This is a genomic window from Enterococcus sp. 7F3_DIV0205, from assembly GCF_002141365.2.
GTDB lineage: Bacteria > Bacillota > Bacilli > Lactobacillales > Enterococcaceae > Enterococcus_L > Enterococcus_L palustris.
Genome location: NZ_CP147244.1, coordinates 113,358 through 139,175, shown reverse-complemented (window position 1 = coordinate 139,175; position 25,818 = coordinate 113,358). Strand labels below are relative to the sequence as shown.

20 protein-coding genes are annotated in these 25,818 nt (G+C 36.7%); 9 read left to right on the top strand and 11 right to left on the bottom strand.

What is annotated here, in order from left to right:
* Positions 1–59 precede the first annotated feature (59 nt).
* Complete coding sequence (gene groL / locus A5821_RS00660; RefSeq protein WP_025868464.1) at positions 60–1,688, bottom strand: chaperonin GroEL; 1,629 nt, start codon at positions 1,686–1,688, stop codon at positions 60–62.
* Between the two features lie 62 nt (positions 1,689–1,750).
* Positions 1,751–2,035, bottom strand: coding sequence for a co-chaperone GroES (gene groES, locus A5821_RS00655; protein ID WP_086312420.1), 285 nt, complete (start codon positions 2,033–2,035; stop codon positions 1,751–1,753).
* A gap of 270 nt (positions 2,036–2,305) precedes the next feature.
* On the opposite strand from groES, the gene A5821_RS00650 reads away from it, so the two are divergent.
* On the top strand, positions 2,306–2,488 hold the full coding sequence (locus tag A5821_RS00650) for a hypothetical protein (RefSeq protein ID WP_086312418.1): 183 nt from the start codon (positions 2,306–2,308) through the stop codon (positions 2,486–2,488).
* A gap of 87 nt (positions 2,489–2,575) precedes the next feature.
* Entirely contained in the window at positions 2,576–3,244 is a 669-nt protein-coding gene (locus A5821_RS00645) for a CPBP family intramembrane glutamic endopeptidase (protein ID WP_170922991.1), read from the top strand.
* A 71-nt stretch (positions 3,245–3,315) separates the two neighbouring features.
* Here the strand turns inward: A5821_RS00645 and A5821_RS00640 are convergent, their stop codons facing one another.
* Positions 3,316–3,981, bottom strand: coding sequence for a redox-sensing transcriptional repressor Rex (locus A5821_RS00640; RefSeq protein ID WP_086312414.1), 666 nt, complete (start codon positions 3,979–3,981; stop codon positions 3,316–3,318).
* 216 nt (positions 3,982–4,197) lie between these two features.
* On the opposite strand from A5821_RS00640, the gene A5821_RS00635 reads away from it, so the two are divergent.
* From A5821_RS00635 to A5821_RS00615, 5 genes are all read left to right on the top strand, one after another.
* Positions 4,198–6,138 (top strand): ABC-F family ATP-binding cassette domain-containing protein, encoded by a 1,941-nt coding sequence (locus A5821_RS00635; protein WP_086312412.1) that lies wholly within the window; start codon positions 4,198–4,200, stop codon positions 6,136–6,138.
* 20 nt (positions 6,139–6,158) lie between these two features.
* A complete protein-coding gene (locus A5821_RS00630; RefSeq protein WP_086312410.1) occupies positions 6,159–6,794 on the top strand; it encodes a TrkA C-terminal domain-containing protein in 636 nt (211 codons plus the stop codon).
* An 827-nt stretch (positions 6,795–7,621) separates the two neighbouring features.
* A complete protein-coding gene (locus tag A5821_RS00625) occupies positions 7,622–8,812 on the top strand; it encodes a quaternary amine ABC transporter ATP-binding protein (RefSeq protein WP_207110983.1) in 1,191 nt (396 codons plus the stop codon).
* Positions 8,805–10,520, top strand: coding sequence for an ABC transporter permease/substrate binding protein (locus tag A5821_RS00620; protein WP_086312406.1), 1,716 nt, complete (start codon positions 8,805–8,807; stop codon positions 10,518–10,520). The genes A5821_RS00625 and A5821_RS00620 overlap by 8 nt, the downstream gene beginning before the upstream one ends.
* A gap of 147 nt (positions 10,521–10,667) precedes the next feature.
* Positions 10,668–11,255 carry a YcxB family protein gene (locus A5821_RS00615; RefSeq protein ID WP_249921810.1) on the top strand — a complete coding sequence of 196 codons (588 nt, stop codon included), beginning with the start codon at positions 10,668–10,670 and terminating at the stop codon, positions 11,253–11,255.
* A 272-nt stretch (positions 11,256–11,527) separates the two neighbouring features.
* Here A5821_RS00615 and A5821_RS00610 read toward each other — a convergent pair whose 3' ends face one another.
* The 6 genes from A5821_RS00610 to A5821_RS00585 form a co-directional block, all read right to left on the bottom strand.
* Positions 11,528–12,844, bottom strand: coding sequence for a glucosaminidase domain-containing protein (locus tag A5821_RS00610; protein ID WP_086312402.1), 1,317 nt, complete (start codon positions 12,842–12,844; stop codon positions 11,528–11,530).
* A 529-nt stretch (positions 12,845–13,373) separates the two neighbouring features.
* Entirely contained in the window at positions 13,374–14,081 is a 708-nt protein-coding gene (locus tag A5821_RS00605; protein ID WP_139844033.1) for a hypothetical protein, read from the bottom strand.
* A gap of 13 nt (positions 14,082–14,094) precedes the next feature.
* Complete coding sequence (locus A5821_RS00600; RefSeq protein ID WP_170922919.1) at positions 14,095–14,631, bottom strand: signal peptidase I; 537 nt, start codon at positions 14,629–14,631, stop codon at positions 14,095–14,097.
* Positions 14,631–14,954: a hypothetical protein gene (locus A5821_RS00595; protein ID WP_086312395.1), complete on the bottom strand. Its 324-nt coding sequence runs from the start codon at positions 14,952–14,954 to the stop codon at positions 14,631–14,633. Before A5821_RS00595 ends, A5821_RS00600 begins: the two co-directional genes overlap by 1 nt.
* A 22-nt stretch (positions 14,955–14,976) precedes the next feature.
* Positions 14,977–18,024 (bottom strand): family 43 glycosylhydrolase, encoded by a 3,048-nt coding sequence (locus A5821_RS00590; protein WP_086312393.1) that lies wholly within the window; start codon positions 18,022–18,024, stop codon positions 14,977–14,979.
* Between the two features lie 326 nt (positions 18,025–18,350).
* Entirely contained in the window at positions 18,351–19,169 is an 819-nt protein-coding gene (locus A5821_RS00585; protein WP_086312391.1) for a helix-turn-helix domain-containing protein, read from the bottom strand.
* Positions 19,170–19,288: 119 nt separating this feature from the next.
* On the opposite strand from A5821_RS00585, the gene A5821_RS00580 reads away from it, so the two are divergent.
* On the top strand, positions 19,289–21,043 hold the full coding sequence (locus A5821_RS00580; RefSeq protein WP_086312389.1) for a glycoside hydrolase family 35 protein: 1,755 nt from the start codon (positions 19,289–19,291) through the stop codon (positions 21,041–21,043).
* A 25-nt stretch (positions 21,044–21,068) separates the two neighbouring features.
* Here the strand turns inward: A5821_RS00580 and A5821_RS00575 are convergent, their stop codons facing one another.
* Together A5821_RS00575 and A5821_RS00570 are read right to left on the bottom strand one after the other, a co-directional pair.
* A complete protein-coding gene (locus A5821_RS00575; RefSeq protein ID WP_086312387.1) occupies positions 21,069–22,784 on the bottom strand; it encodes a sensor histidine kinase in 1,716 nt (571 codons plus the stop codon).
* Positions 22,781–24,307, bottom strand: a complete 1,527-nt coding sequence (locus A5821_RS00570) for a response regulator transcription factor (RefSeq protein WP_086312385.1) — start codon at positions 24,305–24,307, stop codon at positions 22,781–22,783. Before A5821_RS00570 ends, A5821_RS00575 begins: the two co-directional genes overlap by 4 nt.
* A gap of 181 nt (positions 24,308–24,488) precedes the next feature.
* Between A5821_RS00570 and A5821_RS00565 the strand changes: the two genes are divergently transcribed.
* Positions 24,489–25,793, top strand: coding sequence for an ABC transporter substrate-binding protein (locus A5821_RS00565; RefSeq protein WP_086312383.1), 1,305 nt, complete (start codon positions 24,489–24,491; stop codon positions 25,791–25,793).
* The last annotated feature ends 25 nt before the right edge of the window (positions 25,794–25,818 follow it).

Sequence of the window (25,818 nt, the reverse complement as noted above, 5' to 3'; positions counted from 1 at the left end):
ACTACACTTTTATGTATATAAAAAAGAACCTTGGATTATCAAGGTTCTTAATTTAGTACCTACATCATGCCGCCCATTCCCATTGAAGGGTCCATTGGAGGCATTGCAGCGCCTGCTGGTTCTGGTTTATCTGCAACGACTGCTTCTGTTGTTAATAACAATGCCGCAACCGATGCTGCATTTTGTAATGCTGAACGAGTAACTTTTGTTGGGTCAACGATTCCTGCTTCCACCATGTTTACCCATTCGCCATTAGCCGCATTAAAGCCGATACCTAAATCAATATTTTTTAATTTATCTACGATTACTGAGCCTTCGTATCCAGCGTTTTCAGCAATTTGACGGATTGGTTCTTCTAAAGCACGAACAACGATTTTCACACCAGTTGCAACATCGCCTTCTGCTTCTAAAGCAGTGACTTTGCCGATAACATTCACTAGTGCAGTACCGCCACCAGAAACCATTCCTTCTTCAACAGCTGCACGAGTTGCGTTTAATGCATCTTCAATACGTAGTTTTAATTCTTTTAATTCTGTTTCAGTTGCAGCTCCAACTTTGACAACGGCAACTCCGCCAGCTAATTTTGCTAAACGTTCCTGTAGTTTTTCACGGTCAAAATCAGATGTTGTTTCTGCAATTTGGTTTTTGATCAATTGAACACGAGCATCGATCGCAGCTTTTTCTCCTGCGCCTTCAACGATGGTTGTATTGTCTTTATCTACAACAACTTTGCTTGCATTCCCAAGGTTTTCGATTGTCGTATCTTTTAATTCAAGTCCTAAATCGTCAGTGATCACAGTACCGCCAGTTAAAATAGCGATATCTTCAAGCATTGCTTTACGACGATCACCAAAGCCTGGTGCTTTAACTGCTACTACGTTAAATGTTCCACGAATTTTGTTCAATACTAATGTTGGTAAGGCTTCTCCATCAACATCATCCGCAATGATCAATAGTGGACGGCTTTGTTGTAAAATTTGTTCTAATAAAGGCAAGATATCTTGGATGTTCGAGATTTTTTTATCCGTGATCAAGATATATGGATTTTCTAACGCCGCTTCCATCTTATCATTATCTGTCACCATGTATTGTGATAAATAACCGCGGTCAAATTGCATTCCTTCAACTACATCAAGTTCTGTTTCGATACCTTTTGATTCTTCGATTGTGATGACACCATCATTGCCGACTTTTTCCATTGCATCAGCAATCAATTGTCCAACACGGTCAGAACCAGAAGAAACAGCTGCAACTTGAGCAATTGCTTCTTTAGAATCAACAACAGTTGAAATATTGTGTAATTCTTCAACAGCAGCTTTTGTAGCTAATTCGATCCCACGGCGAATTCCTAATGGATTAGCACCAGCGGTAACGTTTTTCAATCCTTCACGAACGATTGCTTGTGTCAAGACTGTCGCAGTTGTTGTACCATCACCTGCGATATCATTTGTTTTTGAAGCAACTTCAGAAACTAATTTCGCGCCCATATTTTCAAAGTGATCTTCTAATTCGATCTCTTTAGCAATCGTTACACCATCATTTGTGATCAATGGTGAACCAAAAGATTTTTCTAAAACAACGTTACGACCTTTAGGACCTAATGTTACTTTTACTGTATCCGCTAAAATATCTACTCCACGAAGCATTGCTGCACGTGCATCTTCTGCAAATTTAATTTCTTTTGCCATAATTCCTTCACCTCAAAATTTTATTTTTTCTATTTAAAATGCTTGATTACGTTAAACAATAATTATTCGACGATTGCAATGATGTCTTTGCCTGAAACGATCAGATAGTCGTTTCCTTCATATTTCACTTCTGTTCCTGAATATTTTTCAAACATTACTGTGTCGCCTTCTTTAACATCGGCAGGAACTTTTGTACCGTTTTCTAATACACGGCCTTCACCTACTGCGATAACTTTTCCTGTTTGAGGCTTTTCCTGAGCAGCAGATGCTAAGACGATGCCTCCTACTGTTTTTTCTTCTTCTTTCGCGACTTCAATAACGACGCGATCGCTTAATGGTTTTAACACAATAAATCCCTCCATAAAAAATATTTTCCTTTATTAGCACTCTTCATAACCGAGTGCTAACTCACACTATTTATAATACTCATTTCCCTTTCGTTTTGCAAGTCTTTTGACTAATTTTATAAAATAATTCTTTCATCATTTTTGAGTAACTCCCTGTTTTTGACAAGTTAAAAAAATCAGTATATTTCGTCCCATTGAACTTAAATAGCTCAATTTCTTCGCTATTCTTCATTTCGTGGTAAAATAAAAACAGAAAGAGAGGCGATTGAAATGAAACAACGGATCACTGGAGCTTTAACGATAACTGGACTTTATTTAATTATTGCGAATGTTGGTAATTTCTTCTTTGGGGTAAACCGACGTTTTGACTGGACAACTACTTTATGGGAAGCCGCCTTTTTCTTCGTATTTATCTTTCTACTACTAGGGTATCGAAATAATCATAAGAAATAATCATCTGCTAAAACAGTGGTTAGCTATGGTATACTTTTTGTATTCTGTAATTTTCGAAAGGAGTTTTGTTTTTATATGCCAAGAAATATGTCTATAAAGAACTTAAGTATTGCAACGATTTTACTGTATGGACTTGTGTTTTTTTCTCCATTTATTTTCAGACCATTTTCACCAGATATCATAATCGGAGGTACAACCTTCACTTATATTTTTGGTGCGAGCTTGATGATCTGGCTTTATTTCAAAAATAGAAGTTCTGCTACGACAATCGTTGAACAAGAAGCCAAACTAACTTCTCCAGTCTTCACTGCATTACTAGGTTTCAGCGGTATTTTAATCGCTATGATCATTCAAGCAGTTGTCTTTAGTATCGAAACAGCAATCACTGGGGCTAAACCTAGTTCAGAAAACACTCAAAATATTATTGCAATTATTCTGACTAATCCTCTGTTCATTTTAGCTACAACTATTGGTGGCCCTATTATGGAGGAATTTGTTTTCCGCCGTTCTTTGATTGGTTTGACAGAAAAATATACTGGCTTTTGGATTGCAGCAATCATTAGCTCTTCCTTATTCTCTGTTATCCATCAAGATGGCCATTTCTTTGTTTATTTTTTCATGGGCTTCTTTTTTGCTATTCTTTACAAAATGACTGGAAAAATCTGGACTTCAATCATTGCCCATTGCGGAATGAATACGCTGGTTGTGATCGCTCAGCTTGTTTTACATTACGGAAATATAGAACTACCTAAATAAACGATAGTACGAACAGTAAAAAAACCTGAGATCGCCCTTTTAATAAAAGGGGAAATCTCAGGTTTTTCAAATTATTCTTTTTCTTCTTCAACATCCGTGTCGATTAATTCACTATCATGGTGTAAGAAGTAAATCAACGTTTGTAATTCATTCGTCAAATCTACATTTTGAATCAACACATCAGGTGGTGCAACTAAACGAGCAGCGGTAAAGTTCAAAATCCCTTTCACTCCTGCATCCGCTAGCTGACTCACAACTTCTTGCGCTTTTCTAGCTGGCAAAGTCAAAATCGCTACTTCGATTTGCTGTACCCGAATTTGTTCCATCATATCACTCATTGGATAAACTGGAATCCCGTCGACAATTCTACCAACAATGTCGTCGTTAACATCAAATGCGCAACTCACTCGAATACTGTTGCTTTGATGGAATTTATATTTCAATAAGGCACTTCCTAAGTTACCCACACCAATCAAAGCTACATTCGTAAGCTCATCATCATTCAATGTTTTTGCAAAGAAGTTCATTAGATTCTCTACATCATATCCGTAACCACGTTTACCTAATTCGCCAAAATAAGAAAAATCTCGTCGAATCGTCGCGCTATCTACTTGCACTGCATCACTGAGCTCAGTAGATGACACTTTATTTTTTCCTGCATCATGCAAGATTCTCAAATAACGATAATATAGGGGAAGGCGTCGTGCCGTTGCTTTTGGAATAATTTGGTCTTTCACAATCGTACCTCCAATACTCTAAATATAGACAAATATCCACCTCTCATAATATCAGTTGTTCTAGATAAAAAGCAATCTAACAGCTCAGGAAAAGAAATATTTTTCAAACTTTCTTGAATTGTCCTAGAAAAATTTGTGCTCTTACTGTAGGATAGGTGCTTTTTCCAACCAATTTATGCTACACTAAAGGCATTGAAATAGAAATGAGGATGCCCCATGATTTTACTCCAAGCAAACCAAATCGCCCGTTATTTTGGCGCTGATACTTTGTTTGAAAACATACAAATGGAGATCAGCACAAATAGCCGGATCGCATTAGTCGGCCGCAACGGCGCTGGTAAATCTACTCTTTTAAAAATAATCGCTGGTATTGATGCACCTGATGCTGGTACGATTGCTAAAAATAAAACTGCAAGTCTAGGGTACTTAGCTCAAGATACTGGACTTGATTCTGATAAAACAGTTTGGGATGAAATGCTTGAAGCCTTTGTTGACGTGATCACAATGGAAAAACGAATGCGTGAACTAGAATTGATCATTAGTGAACTGTTGCCAGATGCGACAAATTATGAATCGGTCATGAAAGAATATGATCGATTGCAACACGAATTTTCAGAAAAAAATGGCTACGGTTATGAAAATGAAATCCGTTCTGTCTTGCACGGATTTGGATTTCAAGAAGAATTTTATTCTAAACATATCAGCACATTATCTGGTGGTCAAAAAACCCGTTTAGCTTTAGCTCGCATGTTGCTGCAAAAACCGGATATTTTAATTCTCGATGAGCCAACGAACCATTTAGATATTGACACTCTTTCATGGCTGGAAAATTACTTACCTAGCTATTCTGGTGCCCTTTTAATTGTCTCACATGACCGCTACTTTTTAGATAAAGTTGTTACTGAAGTCTATGAAATCAGTCGTCATAAAATGCGTTATTACAAAGGAAACTACTCTAAATACCTAGAATTAAAAGCAGAACAATTAACCAGTGAGTGGAAAGCGTATGAAAAACAACAGACTGAGATCAACAAGCTGGAAGATTTTGTTGCCCGAAATTTAGTTAGAGCATCAACCACAAAGCGTGCTCAAAGTCGTAGAAAAACACTGGAAAAAATGGAACGTTTAGATCGTCCTCAAGGGGATGAAAAATCTGCGAATTTCCTATTTGCTATCGAAAAAACTTCTGGAAATGTTGTTTTACAAGTAGAAGATGCTGCTATCGGATACGATGCTCGTATTTTATCTGAACCTGTATCTTTAGATGTTCGTAGACAAGAAGCCATTGCCCTTGTTGGACCGAATGGAATCGGTAAATCAACCCTACTAAAATCGATTATCGGAAGTATTCCTTTCATTAAAGGGAGCGCAACACTAGGTACGAATGTTCAAATCGGCTACTATGACCAAGAACAAGCGAACCTTCATGGAACGAAGACTGTTTTAGCTGAGCTTTGGGATGAACACCCCACGACTCCTGAAAAAGACATTCGCAATGTTTTAGGTAGCTTCTTATTTAGTGGAAACGATGTGGAAAAAACGATCCCTCTCTTAAGTGGTGGTGAAAAAGCCCGTGTTGCTTTGGCAAAATTATCGATGGACAAAGAAAACTTCTTAATTTTAGATGAGCCGACCAACCATTTAGATATCGACAATAAAGAAGTCTTAGAAAATGCTTTGATTGATTATGAAGGAACGCTATTATTTGTTTCACATGACCGTTATTTCATCAATCGAATTGCAACGAAAGTCATTGAACTTTCCGAAACTGGCAGTAAATTGTATTTAGGCGATTACGATTACTACTTGGAAAAGAAAAAAGAAGAAGAAGAACTCGCTGCACTACTGGCTGAGCAATCCACTATTAAACAAGCCGAAACTGTAAAACCTAAAAATGACTTTTATCAAAATAAAGAACAACAAAAAATACTCCGTAATCTAAATCGAAAAATTACACAAATCGAAGAAAACTTAGCAACTTTAGACACAACGATCGCCCAATTAGAACAATCAATGACCGATCCAGCACTTGTTGATGATCACGTAAAATTGATGTCATTAAATGAAGAGCTAGAATCGCAAAGAACACAACAAGAACAATTACTATCTGACTGGGAAAATCTTAGTTTAGAACTTGAAGAATTAGAAGATAAATAACTGATGAAAGGCGGTCAAACATGACTTCAAAACGTATGAATGTGACGAAACCAAAGTATCAGCAGATTGCTGTAGATGTCGCCGCTAAAATTGCTGATCAAACATTCCCAGTTGGAGATAAGATCCATGCTCGTTCTACTCTGGCTAATAAATATAGTGTTTCTCCTGAAACAGCCCGCAAAGCAATCAGTGTGCTAGTTGATCTTGAAATCGTGCAGGCGAAACACGGCAGCGGATTTTATGTTCATTCAATGGAAAAAGCCAAACTCTTCGTTGAACAATACCAAGATGTTCAATCGATCCACGACCTAAAAGACGATCTGATCGATAGTGTAAAAAAACAAAAAGAAGAGTTGAGCCATTTCTCAGAAATTTTAGATAAGCTTGTTGATCAGACCAAACGTTTTGACTCATTCAATCCGTTAAATCCAGTCACTTTTACATTAACAAACGATGCCGCTCATCTTGAAATGACGATCAGTGAGTTAAATTTATGGCAAAGCACTTCTGCTACTTTGATTGCAATCAAACACGGCGATGAATTGCTTGTCTCTCCTGGTCCCTATGCAAAATTAACTGCTGGCGATACGATTTATTTTGTTGGTCATGAATCCACATTGCAACGGGTCCAAAATTTTTTCTATCCGAATTCATAATACAAGAAGAACAATCGAACGAATATGTTTGACTGTTCTTCTTTTCTATTCTCTCATTTCTATGCCCCTAATTTGACAAAGTGACTACACGATGTTAACCTAGAATGGTCACTTTTTTACAGAAAAGAAAATGATTTTCTTTACATGTGAATAAGTTTTAGCACTGTAGCTGATAAAAAGAGCGTTTGTAGCTATTTAGTTTTGTAGGATAACTTCGACTGAACGAGCCTATTATGCTTTTGCTTTGAAACACAATGAATAAAGTGAATTGATGTTGAAAAGTACAAGGTGTAGCAAAGCGGAACGTTGTTAGCGTATGTTATCTAGCTTCACGAGCTAGTCTCTCGGGAAAAAGATAAAATAAGGTTGTGGCGAAAGAACGCCACCTTCTGATTTTCCTATTTTCCTGTCGAGACTGAACGAGCTCGTTATGCTTTTAGTGTTATCTAGCTTCACGAGCTAGTCTCTCGGGAAAAAGATAAAATAAGGTTGTGGCGAAAGAACGCCACCTTCTGATTTTCCTATTTTCCTGTCGAGACTGAACGAGCTCGTTATGCTTTTAGTGTTATCTAGCTTCACGAGCTAGTCTCTCGGGAAAAAGATAAAATAAGGTTGTGGCGAAAAAACGTCACCCTCTGATTTTCCTATTTTCCTGTCGAGACTGAACGAGCTCGTTATGCTTTTAGTGTTATCTAGCTTCACGAGCTAGTCTCTCGGGAAAAAGATAAAGTCCGATTGTGGCGAAAAGCGCCACCCTCTGATTTTCCTATTTTCCTGTCGAGACTGAACGAGCTCGTTCAGCTTTTAAAATAAGGAGGAATTTTGTTTTGCCCAAAGTAAAAGTTTCGCATTTAACAAAAATATTCGGTAAAAAATCAAAGCAAGCACTGGATATGATCAAGGAAAACAAAGATAAAACTGAGATCTTGAAAAAAACCGGTGCTACAGTCGGTGTTTACGATGTCAATTTCGAAGTAGAAGAAGGAGAAATCTTCGTGATCATGGGACTTTCTGGTAGTGGTAAATCAACGTTGATTCGTCTATTGAATCGTTTGATCGAACCAACTTCTGGAAATATTTTTATTGATAATCAAGACATTTCAAAATTGGATAAAGAAGGTCTTAGAGAAGTTCGTCGGAATAAGATGAGCATGGTCTTTCAAAATTTTGGCCTCTTCCCACATCGCACGATCTTAGAAAATACGGAGTATGGCTTAGAAGTTCGTGGCGTTCCTAAAGAAGAACGGACTGCAAAAGCAGAACAAGCGTTAGAAAACTCAAGTTTGTTGGCGTTTAAAGATCAGTTTCCTAATCAATTGTCTGGTGGAATGCAACAACGTGTTGGTTTAGCTAGAGCCTTGGCAAATGACCCAGAAATCTTATTGATGGACGAAGCCTTTTCTGCTCTTGATCCGTTGATTCGTCGGGAAATGCAAGATGAGTTAGTTGATTTACAAGAAAACGTGAAAAAGACGATCATCTTTATTACCCATGATTTAAATGAAGCCTTACGCATTGGCGATCGCATCGCTTTAATGAAAGATGGGCAAATCATGCAAATCGGTACTGGTGAAGAAATTTTAACGAATCCTGCCAATGATTACGTTCGTACATTCGTTGAGGATGTTGATCGTTCTAAAGTCTTAACCGCTCAAAATATCATGGTTCCAGCATTAACAACGAATATTGAAATTGATGGTCCAACGGTTGCCTTAACTCGTATGCGTCAAGAAGAAGTTAGTATGCTTTTAGCTGTAGATAAAAAACGTCAACTAAAAGGAGTCGTTAGAGCTGAACGCGCATTAGAAGCTCGTAAAGCTGGTAAGCCTTTAACGGATTATGTGGATACAGATATCACTTCTATCGACAAAGATATGTTAGTCAATGATATCTTCCCGATCATCTATGATTCACCTACGCCAGTTGCTGTAACTGACAACAATAAATTGCTTGGTGTTGTAATTCGAGGCAGTGTTCTTGAAGCATTAGCAGAAACAGAGGTGAACATCAATGAATAATTATCAATTACCTGTAGCAAGTTGGGTCGAAACGATCACAGAATGGATGACGAATACATTTTCTGGTGTTTTCAGTTTCTTCCAATCAACGGGTCAAAGTCTAATGGACGGAATCACTTCGCTATTAGTTTCGATTCCTCCCCTACTATTTATTATTATTTTAACAGCCATTGCATTTTTTATTTCAAATAAGAAAATTGGTTTAAGTTTATTTACACTGATCGGATTACTTTTCATTTATAACCAAAATTTATGGACAGATTTGATGAGTACCGTGACTTTAGTTTTACTTTCTAGTGTGGTATCGATCGTTATTGGTGTACCTCTTGGAATTTTAATGGCAAAAAGTAACAAAGCCCAAAGCATTATCACACCTATTTTAGATTTCATGCAGACGATGCCTGGTTTTGTTTATTTGATTCCTGCCGTTGCATTTTTCGGAATCGGCATGGTTCCTGGGGTATTTGCCTCAGTGATCTTTGCTTTACCACCAACCGTTCGTTTTACCAACCTCGGCATTCGTCAAGTGCCGAAAGAACTTGTTGAAGCCTCAGATTCATTTGGTAGTACAGGTTGGCAAAAATTATTCAAACTTGAGTTACCTTTAGCTAAAAACACGATTATGGCTGGTGTCAATCAAACGACTATGCTAGCACTTTCTATGGTGGTTATCGCATCCATGATCGGAGCTCCTGGTCTTGGCCGCGGCGTTCTTTCTGCCTTACAACGTGCCCAAGTCGGAAATGGTTTCGTTAATGGTGTTGCTTTAGTGATTCTAGCAATCATCATCGATCGTTTTACTCAGAATTTAAACAAGAAAAAAACTGCTCCAACAAAATCTAAACTATCAAAAAATCAAAAAATTGGCGGGATCGTGATTGCTGCTGTGGCAATTATCGCGTTGATTGGCGGCTCTACTCTTTTCTCTTCTGCTAAAAACGAAGAGAAAAACATTTCGCTTTCTTATGTAGAATGGGATACAGAAGTTGCCTCAACTCATGTGGTCGGCGAAGTATTAAAAGATATTGGCTACAATGTCTCACTAACACCATTAGATAATGCTATTATGTGGGAATCGATCTCAAAAGGCGAAACTGATGCAATGGTTGCCGCATGGCTTCCTGGAACGCACGGTGAGCAATACAAACAATACAAAGACAAAGTAGATGATTTAGGTGAAAATCTGAAAGGTGCCAAACTTGGCATCGTTGTTCCACAATATATGGATGTCAATTCAATTGAAGAGTTGAAAGATCAAGCAGGTAAAAAAATCACTGGGATCGAACCTGGTGCAGGCGTTGTGGCTGCAGCTGAGAAAACACAAAAAGCTTATAATAACTTATCAGATTGGTCAGTTGAAACCTCTTCTTCCGGTGCTATGACTGTCGCACTTGGGCAAGCTATCAAAAACAAAGAAGAGATCGTGATCACTGGTTGGTCTCCTCATTGGATGTTTGCGAAATATGATCTTAAATATTTAGAAGATCCAAAAGGCACGATGGGTAAAGAAGAATCTATTCATACAATGGCCAGAAAAGGCTTAGAAAAAGAAAACCCTGAAGCCTATAATATCTTGAAAAATTTCCATTGGACAAAAGAAGATATGGAATCTGTTATGTTAGAAATCAACAATGGAACAGATCCTACACAAGCGGCTAGAAATTGGATCGATAGTCATTCAAAAGAAGTTGCTGAGTGGAAAAAATAATTAAAAGTGCTGACCGTAAAAATTACGGTCAGCACTTTTTTTCAACATCGTTGAGATACTCACCGCTAATTTTACTTTTGACTATCAAGAAATCCTCTTTCTTTTCAACAGAGCAAACGTTATAATCCATAAGAGGAGATGATGAAAATGGAATTAAAATTAACACAAACCTTGACTGAAAATAGTTGGTTAGAGTTCAATAGAATGTATATGAAAAAGAAATACAAACATCGAAGATATTTACTTGTAAGTTTATCTATTATTAGTTTTTTCCTGTCTATCAATTCTATTTATTTAATCTGGAAATTCTTCCAACAAGATACATTCAAATTTATGTCCATCAGCTTAGCTGACATACTGCATTATTGTCCGATATTTTTTTATAGTTCATTACTTTTTTTGTTGATAGGCGTAGAATTGCTGATTATCTATTATAAAGAAATTGATTTCAGACTCAAAAAAAGTTTAAAGGACCCCTCAAATAAATCTTTTTTCATCAAAAAGGACTTTATTATTACAGATGAGGCTGTTGAAGTAAGAACACCATTATCTGTTTCCACTTATGAATGGTCTGTATTCATCCGATGTATTGAAACGAATGATTTTATTGTGCTACAACTAAACTCGATGTCTGTTTTACTCATTCAAAAAAAAGAGTTACAGCAGGAAGAACTTTCTAAATTAAAACAAATAATTTCTGAAAAAATGGCTGATTTATATGAATTTTGGCGCTAATGAAGTTTTAACTGTAAACAAAAAATAACCACCGCTGGGTAGGCGGTGGCAAGGAGTTCTTTTTTACTTGAGGAGTAAAAATGAAAAAGTGTTTTGTTTGGGTTTGTTATTGGGTATGTACACATAATAACCCGAAGTTTTGAAGAAACTGTGCCTAAATCATTTAGGTTTTCTATAGAATAGTTAAGAAAAAGTAAATTGGCATCTGGTAAACAAAAAAGTTAATGATAATGTTGAGTATTTCAACTCGACATCATCATTAACTTATTTTTTTATTTTGGTGTCACGTAAGCTAAAGTATTTGCTGTGTCTTTATCGATCACTCTAAATGAAACCACACCTAATCCAGCAACATTCATTTCTGAGATTAGAATAGAACCATCATCATACACATGTTCTACAAACGCTACATGTCCATATGTCCCATCAGCTCCTGCAACAGTTGGTTGGAAACTAACGGCCGTTCCTGCTTTAGGTTTGTTAGTAACCTCATAGCCGTTGGCTTTACCTGTTGAACCCCAGTCCATTCCGTTGCCCATTGTTGTTTCAACATAGCCGTCTAATTGGACGATACGGTTATAGACATATTGTGTACAGTTTCCTGCAGCATAAGCTTCTGAACCTGAATAGCTCTCACCTGTGTATTCTTTAAAATCACTATCTGGATGGCTGTCTGTAACAATGATTCCACTGGTTGAAGTAGATGGTTTTTCTTTGTCATATTCCGTCAAGTCATATTCTTCGATAAAAGCATTCAGTTTTTGATCATAGCTAGTATCTGTTGCATAAACACCTGTTAACGATTTTGTTGCTTCGCGATAGCTTACGGCATTTGACTTCCATGTACCTGAATAAATTGTTTTATTTGAATCAATGCCTTCTTTCATTAGCTTAGCATAATCCTCAAATGATTCTTTGTATCCAGGATATTTCTTGAAAGCAGCATCGATTGTATACCAGCTACCAGAGCCGTCATCTTCTTGTGTAGAGAAGACGACTTTTTCACCTTTATACTCCCCTTTGATTCCAAAGAGATTATGATAAGGTTGTTGGCTTAAATCACTGTTGCCAGAACCTGTTTCTAAAATGGCTTGGGCAATCATAACAGAAGCATATAAATCATTTTTTTGCCCAACAGCACGCGCTTTTTCACCAATTCGGCGAATGAACGTTTCTGTTGGTTCATTTTTTACAACCTTGATATTTTGATCCAATTGCGCTTCAGTAGGTGCATGATCGACTGTTGGTTGTTGAACAACAGGTTGTTCCGGCACTGTTTCAATTGGCGTACTTGGTTGCGGTGATACAGGTACTTCCTCATGACTACTTTCTGGAGGTTGTACTTCCTCTGAAGATTCTGTACTGGTATTGGTTGTTTCTGATGTACCAGTTTCTTCTGTTGAAGATGAATCTGTGGGTGTAGTTGTGTCTTCAGTTGAAGAACTTTCGGTTGTTTCCGTCGTTCCTTCTTCGATGTTGTTTGACTCTGACTCTGTTTGTGTCAATTCATTGGCATGACCAATTACTGGCACTAAATTAACACTGAGCAGTACACAAATCATCTGGAGTGATAATAGTTTTTTCTTCATTCATTTTAGTTCCTCTCACATATTTTGACGATTCAGATGTTTTCTCAGTCTTCTAGAACCTATCACTTATTTTTCGGATTGATTCCCTTTGTAAAACAATCAGGCAATCTTGTGGTAATGTGGAAAATCGTTCATAAAGCATTTTGATTATGAAAATATCAAAAATTCCCGATTAACATCAGGGTTCTTTTCATATCTCTTCATAGCCCCACCTGCCCTTTACCTTTAAAAATCGCGTTTAACCTTCTATAAGTTGAATTTATTTTACCATAAGTATAGGTGAAAATCTTGTACTTCACTCAAAATATTGGAAAGTTTCGAAAAAAATTCATGATTCAGACAAAATATGTTCTATTTTTAACGATTGCTTACACAGTTAGAAAAAACCTCTTAATTGATCACAATGTTTTGTGCTGATCATTTAAGAGGTTTTAGCGTTCTTTTGTTTTATTGAGATGTAGACTTTTTAACTTATTAAGTCATTAACATCTTAGATAACTTTTCCTTTATTAATATAATTCACCTATTTTTACTTTCCACGAGCCATTAGCTCTTGTAAACGCACTTGTCCATTTGAAATTGTCCGTTTACTGCGTCCATTTTGTGTATTTGCTTGAACATCAGTCAACTCTTTAAATGATAGCCCAAACTCTTGACTCAGCGCTCCGTCAATAACTTGAGTTGCTCTTAAAAGTGCACCAATTTTAATTTCAGCTTCTTGGTATTTATTTCCCATAATTTCGCCATCATAGTCTGCTCTTGTATTGACAGCTAAACTAGCTCCAGCTTCCATTAACACGTATAATTGTCCCAAAGTATCCTTGAACCAATAAACATCCTCATTATCGGTATAATCGCCTGAAGTTGGTGCTAAAGATAATTTAATAGCATTGGGAGTATCGCTAATAAACTGACGATCTTCAACTGGAATGACAGTGAATTGATCATCAGCATAAGCAAACTTAATTTGGGAACTATTGTCGATTTTTACCATCGCAGGAATATCGCCTTCATTGCGAATCTCCCCATTAATTTCTGAAAATGTACCTGGCTCAAAGCCTTTAGGATCGGATAACTCTTCAAAGCTAGCGGCAATTCTTAATTTTCCCATCGTTACATCTTGTTTCATTTCTATCCGAGCTGTCCACCATGCATAAGTTGCCCCAAATGCCACTAGCACTATCGCTATGCCTGTCAACACTAGTTTTGTATTCTTGTTTTTTAACCAATTATCCATTTTACCCTTCATTTTAATTCCTCGTTTCTAATTTTATCCCTTTCTCACTCGAAGGCGAGTTTTCTCTTAATAATGTGAAAAAATATCTTAGTAATATCAATAGAAGTAAGCTCAATATAAATGCAGTCATTCCACGAGATGTTCCTATCAGTAGAAAAAATGTTCCAAGGCTGGGAATTGAAAAAATAACTTTCCCAACAATTTCTTCCTTACGTCGTTGTCTTTCATCCGAAAACTCATTCGTATCTCCTTTGGTTTCATAAACAACACCTTGACTATTTTCGGTGATAGCAACAACACGGTGTGTGACATATTCCCCTGCAAATTCAAGAGTCACAACATCACCAACTGCTACTTCTTCTCCAATTTCTTTAACTAAAACAAGACTATTTTTAGGTATTTCGGGTGACATACTATCACTCATCACAACACGCACTTGATAACCAAAATAGCTAATACCATTATTAAATCGCAAGATAACTGAAAATATAATAAACACAATGATCACAAATAAATAGACTGTAGCAAGAAATCGTCTAATTTTTCTCATCATTGTTCTCCTTCCTGTTGCAATTCAACATCGGTTTGCTCTTTTTGATCCATAATAGTTACCTCAAGCGAACTACTAACAGTCTCTATAGAACGTTTTGTCGCCTTTATTGTCACTTCAGTTGATTCACTGGATATCGAGTCTTGGCTAGTTGATGATTGCTCAATATCTAGTGAATCCGTTGTTGTTTTGGACATAGTTGTAGTTAGCCCAAACTCAAGCGGCAAATAAACTGTGAAATAACGGGAATCCCCAAGTGCACCTAACGGAAAAATAAAACTTAATATCAATACGCTAAGGATAACTTTCCATTTTCGGTTCATTGGTCCCCATCCTTTCAATTTTTTAACGTGTCACTCTTAAAGTAAAGCGAGCTTCTTTACCATTTGCTGCTTTAGCATAAATATAAGTTGTCCCAACTTTTTTACCAGTTATAACCCCATTTTCATTAACACTAGCAACTTCATTTTTTTGAACAGACCATGTTAAGTTGGATGACGCAGTTTCTGGTAAAACATGACTTACCACAGTTAATTGTTTTCCTACTTTTAGAACTTCAATTGCGTTTACTTCCAAAACAATGTTTTCAACTTCTGGTTTTTCCTCTACCAAATGATTCATTAACTCAACAATCGCTTTTTCTAAATCAGTTACTGCTTCATCAACAAGTGTTTGAGTTGCTTTGGGATTATCTTTAACAGTTGTCGCAGCATTACGTGCGATGACAAAATTTGCCCAAGCTTCTGCTTGATAATCTGTTTCAATTAAATTATTGGCTTTTACTATCTTATCGACTAAGACACTGAAGTCAACTTCTACTTCACCCTCTTTTGCAAAAATTGATAACCAACTTAACACGGGATCAGGACCCTCTTTTTTCGTAATGCTAACAATGACTTTGCCAGCTTTAGCTAAATTAAATTCTTTTTTAACAATAGATTCTTGATTATCAGAACTTAATGCAACTGTTTCTTTACCGAGGAGTTCATCCTCTATTTTAATTGTTAATTCCATTTGACGATTTGCATTCCACCACTCTTGGAAACCAGCACCAAGTTCATAAACGCCCGCTTCTAAATCAAAAGCATACTCAATACTCTTGTCTTTATTCGCCCACCAACCACTTTCTAAGATATGCTTGCCTTTATGGCGATCAAAATCAAAGTCTTCTGCATTTTCATCTTTCGTCGTTCCTAAATAACCTGCTTTGTTTTCTTCCGTATATTTTTGATCTGCTTTTGTATTTAGTAATGTGTTTCCAAGTAAATCTTTAGCAGCATCAAAGTATGGTGATTTTTCGGCCCCACTATCAAAGAAGTATCGCAACCCTTTTGGCGCAACATGAACGTCATGCCATACATCTTGATCTTTTTCTGGTAGATACCCTTTAATAAAAACTGTCCCTAATTCTTTACCGTTATATTGTTCATATTGCCATTCAACTGGTGTTACTTCGGTTTCAGTGCCATAGGAAATTGTGACTTCGTTTGGCATTAAATCTGCAATACCGTCCATCGATAAGACACTTTTGGGTAGTCCTTTGGAAGTTAAATCAAATAGTCCTTTGCCATCAAGTTGATCTAGAGTCCAATGCTCAGCTCTTCTAATTGCTAGCTGATTACCAGGTTTAAATTCGATCGGCAACCAAACATATCGAGATTCACTTAGATCCCAAGAATTCCAACGATCCCCCATATAAATAAATTTGCCGTTTTCAGGATCTACAGGAATAACATGCGTACTTTGAGTATCATACGTAGTATTTGCCCCCCAATCTACGGAAGGATCGCCCATACCACGCCAAGGTCCCATCGGACTATCAGCAACAGCATATTGTGCTGGATTTGGACTCCAACCTGTCTGACCTGAGCTAATCATGTAATATTTATCCTTATAGTTGAACATTGCAGGTGCTTCACGTGACCAGTGAATAAACTCCCGAGTGAAATCTACGCCTTCAGTTGCTTGGTCACGATCTACAGCTAAATTTGTGTAGTCATCATTTAATTTAGAAATAATGGTTGTTTTATTTCCTTCTGAGGAATAAATAACATACGCTTGACCGTCAGTATCTTTAAATAATGTCATATCTCGCACTGAACCACGACCAGCCCAACCATCGAAACCATAATCGCCATTTGGATCGTTATGATAATTCAGTTTATAACTACCAAGTAATTTAAAAGGGCCAGTCGGACTGTCACTAATCGCAACGCCAGCTTTAGCTTTACCATAGTCAGCATCACTTCCAGGGAACCGACCATCAGCATGGAACCAAATCACATATTTGCCTGTTTTATCGTTATAAAGCATTTTGGGTCGTTCGATAACTGTATTATTCCGGTCTAAATCGATAAAAATGTCATCCTTTTTTTCTTCTGAATAATCACCATAAAGAGACTTAAAGTAATCATCCGTTTCAAACTGATTCCGTGTTTCCATTGGTTTTAAAACGACACCTTCATCTTTCCAATTGTATAAGTCTGTTGATGTATAAAGATGAATCCCACCAACCGGACGATAGTCATAGGTCTTATCTTCACCGATCCAATAATACTTGGTTTCACCATCAACGGTTAATTTTTGAACTTGGCCGCCATGAGCTTGGATGGTATTTCCATTTGTATCATACATCAAGTCTCCTGCAGTCCCACTAAACGATGTATAAGGTGCCATCGGTTCTTTTTCTGCAACTGCTTGAACTTTGATATAATTGATGATTGGATCGCCTTCTGGACCAGATCTCCGCGGAGCCTTTACCGCTACATTCAATTCACCATCCGTCACAGTTGTAACAAAAGTTTTGCTTACCCACTCGTTATACCCAACTTCTCGGTCGGCATCTACCGTCTGCCCTTCAAGCATAACGCTAAGCCAACGCGTTTCCCAGTAGTGCTTAAAAGCTACGGTAACCTCATACGTTTGTTCTTTCATCCCAGGAATTTTCTCTTTTGGTAATTCAAATGAATAACCCAACATACTTTTTTCTTTATCAAAAGTCACTTTATCTGACATATAGACAAAGCTTTCGCCAATATCTGTGGCATCATTGCCTGATTTGAGCATGACAGAATAGTCATTGTCCGGATCCGCTCCCCAAGTCATGCCCGTTTTTGAATCTTTTTCAAATTTCTGATCGACATTTGATTGTAACAAGCCCATTTTTTCTGTTTTGGGTACCACTGACGGATCTGGCGTACCTGCATTAACAGAATACAAAACACGATCGTTATTGAGAACTGCTTCTTCAGTAAGTACTATCTCTTTTTCCGTTTCAGCCTCCATCCTTTCAGTCGCCAGAGCAACTCCTGATCCAGTAATAGATAAACCTAACATAACACTCGTTACAAACATTAAAGAAACTTGCGGTAATTGTTTCACATCATCCTTCATTTCTTGTTTGTTCTCCTTTCAAAACCATTGTTTTATCAATATCATTAATTCTTTCGTCCTGCACCTCACTTTCACTCAATGATTACCGCATCATTATATCTATGATCCCTCTTTTTTGAAACCGCTTACTAAAAACCTCTTAAAATAATCCGAAAATGTGTAAAAAGTACAAAGAGTCAGATGTTGTTGCAATCATTGAAGGTGTAACAAAAGAAAAGCAGCAACCAAAAGGTCGCTGCTTGAAATCCGGTTTCTATTCCACTAGGAAATCATCATGCATCAACTAGCTGCTCAACATGCAAATAACCTACTGATTTTTTGTCATCTTAGTTTTGTGTGGCGCGATATAAACGACGAAATTGATTCGGTGTGTACCCTACATTCTGTTTAAACATTGCAATAAATTGACTTGGGGATTGAAATCCGACTCTTAAACTAATCTGCTGTACTTCCAATTGAGGAAAATTGATCAGCAACTCCTTTGCTTTATTGAGGCGCCAGGTCATTAAGTATTGATAAGGACTTTTCTGGACAAAGCGATTAAATAAACGATTTAAGTACTGTGAGCTAATATAGATTGACTGAGCTAATTCTTCAATCGAGGTGATTTCACTATAGCGTGTTTCAATTTCCACTATTATCGGTGCAATATATTGTTTGTATAAAGGGTGTTCACTAACAATATTCGTCTCATTTCTTTGGCTTAAGTGAAGAAAAAAAGAATAACATTGTTGGGAAAGTTCGATTGGTTTTAATTGCTGGTTGATATGACGTGAAATAATCTGATCAATCCAATCTGAAAAAGAAAACTCCACCGTATCCATTGCGGTAATAAATGCATTACTTTGTAGAATTTGATGGAAGCTTTCCTTAATTTCCCCTTCAAAAGTTGCGAATTTCGTAACCCATTTGTCAAGTGGATAATAAGCATGTGAAACAAAAGGCGGAATTAAGATTCCCTCTCCTTGTCTTAAAATTACTTGTCGATCGTTAATTAAAACTTCTCCTGATCCTGATTCTGTCTGGAGCCAATGGTAACAAGGATAACCGTGTTGGCGCTGAATTGAAACTTGTTCCCAGTGTTGCCCAACACTTTCTAAGGTGATCGGTAAGGGGCTTGTGCTTAATTGAAAATAAATTGGCATTTGCTTCTCCTTTTGTTTCGTATTCTTATATTATTTAGTTTAACATATTATACTATAAAAAATTGAAAACGTTATACTAAGTAAAAAGAAAGTAAAAACAACTAAAGGAGCAATGCAATATGAAAACATTTGATATTAAAGATGACTTTTATTTAGACGGTCAGCCTGTGAAAATTATCTCTGGAGCTATTCATTATTTTCGAGTTGTACCGGAATATTGGCGTGATCGCTTGGAGAAGTTAAAAGCTTTAGGCTGTAATACAGTTGAAACATATGTCCCTTGGAATTTCCATGAGCCTCATGAAGGTCAATTTAATTTTAGTGGGCGTTTCAATTTACGTCAATTTATTCAAATCGCAGATGAATTAGGCTTATATGTAATCTTGCGACCTGCTCCGTACATTTGTGCGGAATGGGAATTTGGTGGCTTACCTTACTGGCTGATGAAGGAAGCTGATTTAAAGGTTCGGTTTGATAATCCAATCTTCCTTGAAAAAGTGGATAATTATTTTGCTAGATTGTATCCAGAGATAGTGGATTTACAAATCACTCAAGGTGGGCCGATCATCATGATGCAAATCGAAAATGAATATGGCGGCTTTGCAAATGATAAAAGTTATATGGGGAAAATTGCTGATTTGATGGAAAAACATGGCACAAAAGTACCTTTTGTAACATCAGATGGTCCTTGGGGTGATATGCTTGAAAACGGATCAATTCAAGAGCGTGCCTTGGCAACCATTAACTGTGGATCGAAAATTAAAGAACATTTTAAAGTTTTAAAAGACTTCCATCAAGAAAAGAAGCCACTAATGGTAATGGAATTTTGGATTGGATGGTTTGATGCATGGGGTGATGAAGAACATCATACAATGGATGGCGAGACAGCTGCCAATGAATTGTCAGATATTTTAGAGGAAGGTTCGGTCAATATTTACATGTTTCATGGTGGTACTAACTTTGGTTTTAGTAGCGGAGCCAATTATTATGAAAAGCTAGCGCCAGACGTAACGAGCTATGACTACGATGCACTGCTAACTGAGTGGGGTGACATTACGCCGAAATACCGTTTATTCCAAGAAGTCATTGAGAACTATCGAGAAATTCCGACAGTAGAATTCACAACTGACATAAAAAAAATAGCCTATGGGGCATTGCAAGCTAAAGCGAAAACGTCATTATTTCATAACATTCAAAACTTAGCACAAAAAATCACACATAATTACCCTCTTTCCATGGAACAATTAGATCAAGGATTAGGCTATGTTTATTACGAAAGTAACCTTGGCCGCAAGCGACCTATAGAAGATTTTCGTTTAATCGGCTGCATGGATCGAGCCCAGATTTTTATCAATGATGACCCTATTGCAACTCAATATGATTTAGAATTAGGCACACAATTGGCATTTGATTTAGAGGCTGAAACAAATAAACTAGGTATTTTAGTTGAAAATATGGGCCGTGTCAATTACTCAATCAAAATGAATCATCAAGAAAAAGGTATTCGTGATGGTGTAATTATCAATGGTGCATTTCAAAGTGACTGGGGGATTTATAGCTTGCCTATGGATAACCTAACACAACTGGACTTCTCTGAAAAATGGACCGCAGGACAGCCAGGATTTTATCAGTTTACTTTTGACGCTGAAGAAATAGGCGATACGTTTATTGAGTTACCAAATTGGGGGAAAGGTTTTGTCACAGTAAACGGTTTTAATATTGGACGATTCTGGGAGAAAGGTCCACAAGTGAGACTTTATATCCCTGGTCCTCTCTTAAAAATCGGTGCAAATACAATCATCATATTCGAGTCAGAAGGAAAAGTGGGCACAGAAATCATCTTAACAGATGAGCCAAAACTAAATAAAGACTAAAAAAAACGACTTGAGTCTTTTAGACTCAAGTCGTTTTTTCGGGATAATTGATTGGTAATAGTAGTTTAATTGAGGTTCCCTCTCCCGGAGCTGTTTGAATTTTCAAACCATACTTTTTACCATAAAGAAGTTGTAAACGTTCATGGATATTTCGTAACCCAATCCCCGAATAATGCTGTTTTAAGGTTGACTGACTATGGAGAGGTCTACTAACATCAAACCCAACGCCGTTATCGATAATTTCAATTTGTAATTTATCCTCTACCGTGGTGGCGAAAACTTGAACATAGCCCTCTTGATGTTCCGAGAAAGCGTGAAGATACGTATTCTCAATAATAGGTTGAATAATCATTTTTGGCACGAGTAATTCTTCAGCAGCTTCATTAGCAAAAATATTCGTTTGAATTCGCTCACCATACCGTAATTGCAAAATGTTAATATAGGCTTCTACCCCAGTTAACTCTTGCTTCAAGGGAATAACTTCATTCTTATTGCTAAGAGTATGGCGCAACAGTTGAATAAAATTATCAATTGCCAAACCAGCCTTGTCCTGTTCCCCTTGCCAGATTAGAAACTTAATTGCGGTTAGCGTATTATAAATAAAATGAGGTTGGATTTGCATTTGTAATGACTGAATTTCAGTCAGTCGTTTTTCTTCTTCAATAGTCATTAAGTTATCAAAATAGCCTTGTAAATCTTCCAGCATCAAGTTATATGCTTTCCCTAATTCTTGTGTTTCATACGTTCCTTCAATCGCAACACTATTAGAAAACTCCCCCTGGGTCACACTGGGTAACGTATCAATCAAGCGATAAATAGGTCCTGTCATCCGTCGAATCACAAAAAAGGCAATAAGGCTTGCTATCATAATTGAACAAATAACAATAGTGACGGTTGGACGTATCAAGTTCATATTTTTAATTAAGATGTCTTCATTGATAAGATTGTAGAGTCTAAAATTGTAAGAATATAGCTTTAATGAATTCGTATAATTATTATCCATTGCTATAATTTTGTCACTTAAGGTGGTACCTAATTGTGATTTTTGATTGGAGGAGATAATAGTATTTTTACTATCAATAATGTAAATAGTATGAATATTTTTTGCTAGGACTTGCTCGTAAATCGAGGCAAAATGTTGCTCCGGAACAAAAATCAATGCATAACCGATAATTCCTAAGTCATCAGTAATTTTACGAATATAAAGCAATCCCGGTTGCTTTTCAGTTGAAATGGTTAACCCATTTTGTTGATAAAAATATTGGCTCAAGGCAGGATTGCGATCGATTTCTTTCATCAAATCACTCTTAATAAATACATCTAAAGCTTGGCTTCTGACTCCTTCGTTTTGAAAAAAAGTACGGCCATTCTTACCAATTAAAATCAAGTTTGAAGGAGTGTCATTAAATATCCAACGGGTAGCGGTCATTTCCTTTTTTAACTCGATAATTGGCTGAATTCCTTTTGATTGATCCTGTTTAAAATAAGCTTGCACGACTTGACTTTTGGATACCGTTTCGAAAATGCGGTTAATATTGTCATTTAATTGTTCATAATCATTTTGGATCTTATTCATCAAAATTTGGTTTGATTCTTCATATGAATATACATAAGCACTTTTTGAACGATTAAAAACAACCGCTACAGAAAGTAATGTAACACTAATAACACAAAAAATAACGATCATCAAAATCCGTGTGAAAAGTTCATTTTGTTTTATCCATAATTTTAAATGATTCATAAGCGGTTCTCTCTTCTATAAACAGAGGGAGTAACATGATATTCTCGTTTGAATAAGCGAGAAAAATAACTTAGATCTGAATATCCTGTAGTCGCACTAATTTCTGATACATTATAGTCTGATGTCAGGAGTAATTTCCTAGCGGCCTCTAAGCGCACTGTATTTAAGTAATCGGAAAACGTCATCTTAAAGTGAGTGGAAAAGAAAGTAGAAAGATAATTATAGCTAAAATGAAATTCTGCTGCCAAACGGGCTAAAGATAGATCCGACTGATAATTATCGAGAATGTAGCGTTCAATGCTATTAACTAATTCATGTTCTTTTATGTCTTGTCTAGGTTTTTGCAGTTGTAGTGTTTGGCGAATTTGATCATTCAACGTTAAAATAAGCTCTGAAAAATCTTCCAAATAACTCATCTTTCCTATCTGATTCAGGAAATAGGTTTTTAATTTTGAAAAGCTAGCCTCATTAGGATAGGCTTCTTCAAGACTAGATAAAAGTGTGTAAAAAATATTACTGGCTTGCTGTTTCAAATAAGAAGCACTAGCAAAACTTAAAATCATTTCATTAAAAAATTCCTCAATACGCGCAATTCCTAATAAGAAATCATTATTCACTAAGGCTCTTAGAAATTTCTTTGTGTCAAATCGTTCGTAGTGTTTTAGCATATACAATTCATTAAATTCAACAATAAAGTGGTGTTTAAAATAAAATCGTTGTTCTTTTGTCCCCGCCTTCAGTTGACTAAAGATGTTATTAAGTTGGCTTATCTGAGAGAATGGCTCACTTAAGGTAAAGAAACTACCGGCTTCGATTTGCCGCAAGCTGTAGAGTTTTTCCATAAGCATTGTCTGCCCATTCGTCTGAACGTTTCTAAAGGCAAGTAATAAACCGGCTTCATCATTACTCGTTGCATAAGCCAATGATTTTACCTGAGTATTGTCAAAGGTCAATTTGCTTAGTACACGTTGGAGGTTACCACGGTCTTGGTACCAAATGGCGTTAGTATAAACCAATTGATAACAATTGTATGTAAGAAAGTTTTCAACGGCACTTAGGTTCGTCTCTTTGTAACCGACTAAATAACGATTGAGGGTTTGACTTAATACTTCTTCCTCTGAAACAATTGCTTTTGTCACTACCAACTTTGTTGCGATTTTATTTAAGGCTTTAAGCAAGTTTTCTTTGGTCAGGGTTGGTTTTAATAAATAATCGACAGCACCGTTTTTAAAAGATTCAGACACATAAGTAAATTCGTCATAACTACTTAAAACTAAAAAATGAATCTGTGGAAATTGTTCTTGGATTATTTTAGATAATTCTAAACCATCAAGTTCAGGCATAATTAAGTCAGTAATAACAATATCAGGTTGGAGTTCAATGATTTTATCTAAGGCAATTTTGCCATTTTCTGCTTCACCAACAATGTGAAACTCGTATTTTTCCCACTCAAGTAAGTGTTTTAAACCATCGCGTATGGCGACCTCATCATCAACGAGTAAAATAGTTATTACATTAGTCAAGAAAACGCCTCCTTTCCCTTATTGACTTCATTATAACATTTAAACGTTTTAAATGAATTAGGATTATTTTATGATTTTTGGACAATTTTATCCAGTCACCTGAAACAACTTGTTAGCGCTTCCTTTTGATCCACGTAATGTGTATAGTATGAATGTAAATAAAAGAAAAGAGGGAATGAACATGAAAAAGTTTTTTGGCTCCTTATTAGTCTTAGTTTCAGTATTAATGTTAACAGCTTGTGGCGGATCTGGTGACAGTAAGGATGCTGATGTAGGGAATAAAGACGGTGGAAGCAGCGAAAAAATAACGCTTTGGGCTTGGGACGAAACGTTTAACATCAAAGCTGCGGAAATCGCGAAAGAATATTACGAAAATAAAGATGTTGCTGTTGAGGTTGTGACTATGTCACAAGATGATATTGTTCAAAAATTAAATACTAGTTTAGCTTCTGGAAATAAGGAAGGACTCCCTAATATCGTATTAATTGAAGACTATCGAATTCAAGGTTATCTAACCTCTTATCCAGATGCATTTTCAGATTTAAGTTCAATTGTAAAAGAGGAAGATTTCTCAGAATATAAATTTGCTGTAAATAAAGTGGATGATAAGATTTACGGCGTACCATTTGATAGCGGAGTCGCAGGTGTCTTCTATCGCCGCGATTACTTTGAAGAAGCTGGTTATAAGGAAGCTGACTTACAAGATATTACTTGGGATGACTTGATCAAAATGGCTCGCGTTGTCAAAGATAAAACTGGTCATGCGTTGATGACAATGGATCCAAGTGACTTAGGTTTAACACGTATCATTATGCAATCTACAGGTAAATGGTTTACTGATGAAACTGGCGAAAAGGTCACCTTAAAAGGAAATGAAGCTTTAAAATATGCCTTACAAATTCAAGCAACTATCTTAAAAGAAGGTTTAGCCGAACAAGTTTCTGACTGGGATGGCGGCGTAAATGGCGTTCAGTCTGGTTCAGTCGCAAGTTCTATTCAAGGATGCTGGTATGCCAGTACGATTCAAGGGGCTAAAGATCAAGCTGGTAAATGGGGTATTGCGCCAATTCCAGTAATCAAAGGCGATAAAAATTCTAAACATAGTTCAAACATTGGCGGCGGAGGCTGGTATGTTATCAAAGGCTTACCAGGCGAAGAACAAGCAAAAGAATTCTTAGGACAAACCTTTGCCTCAAATGTTGATTTAATGAATCAACTAGCAAAAGAAGTAGGCGTTATCTCTACCTTAAAAGCTGCCAGCGAGTCACCTATTTATCAAGAAGGTGTAGCATTCTATGATGGTCAAAAAGTCTTTGAAGATTTTTCAGATTGGTCTGCTGAAGTACCAAAAGTGAATTACGGTAAAGACACATATGCCATTGAATCAATTTTAACTGAGAGTTTACAAGAAGTGATTAATGGCGGAGACATAGATAAAGTCTTAACAAATGTCCAAAAACAAGCTGAAGACCAATTAGAAAATTAAAGATTTAATGCGAGTAGAGATTGTT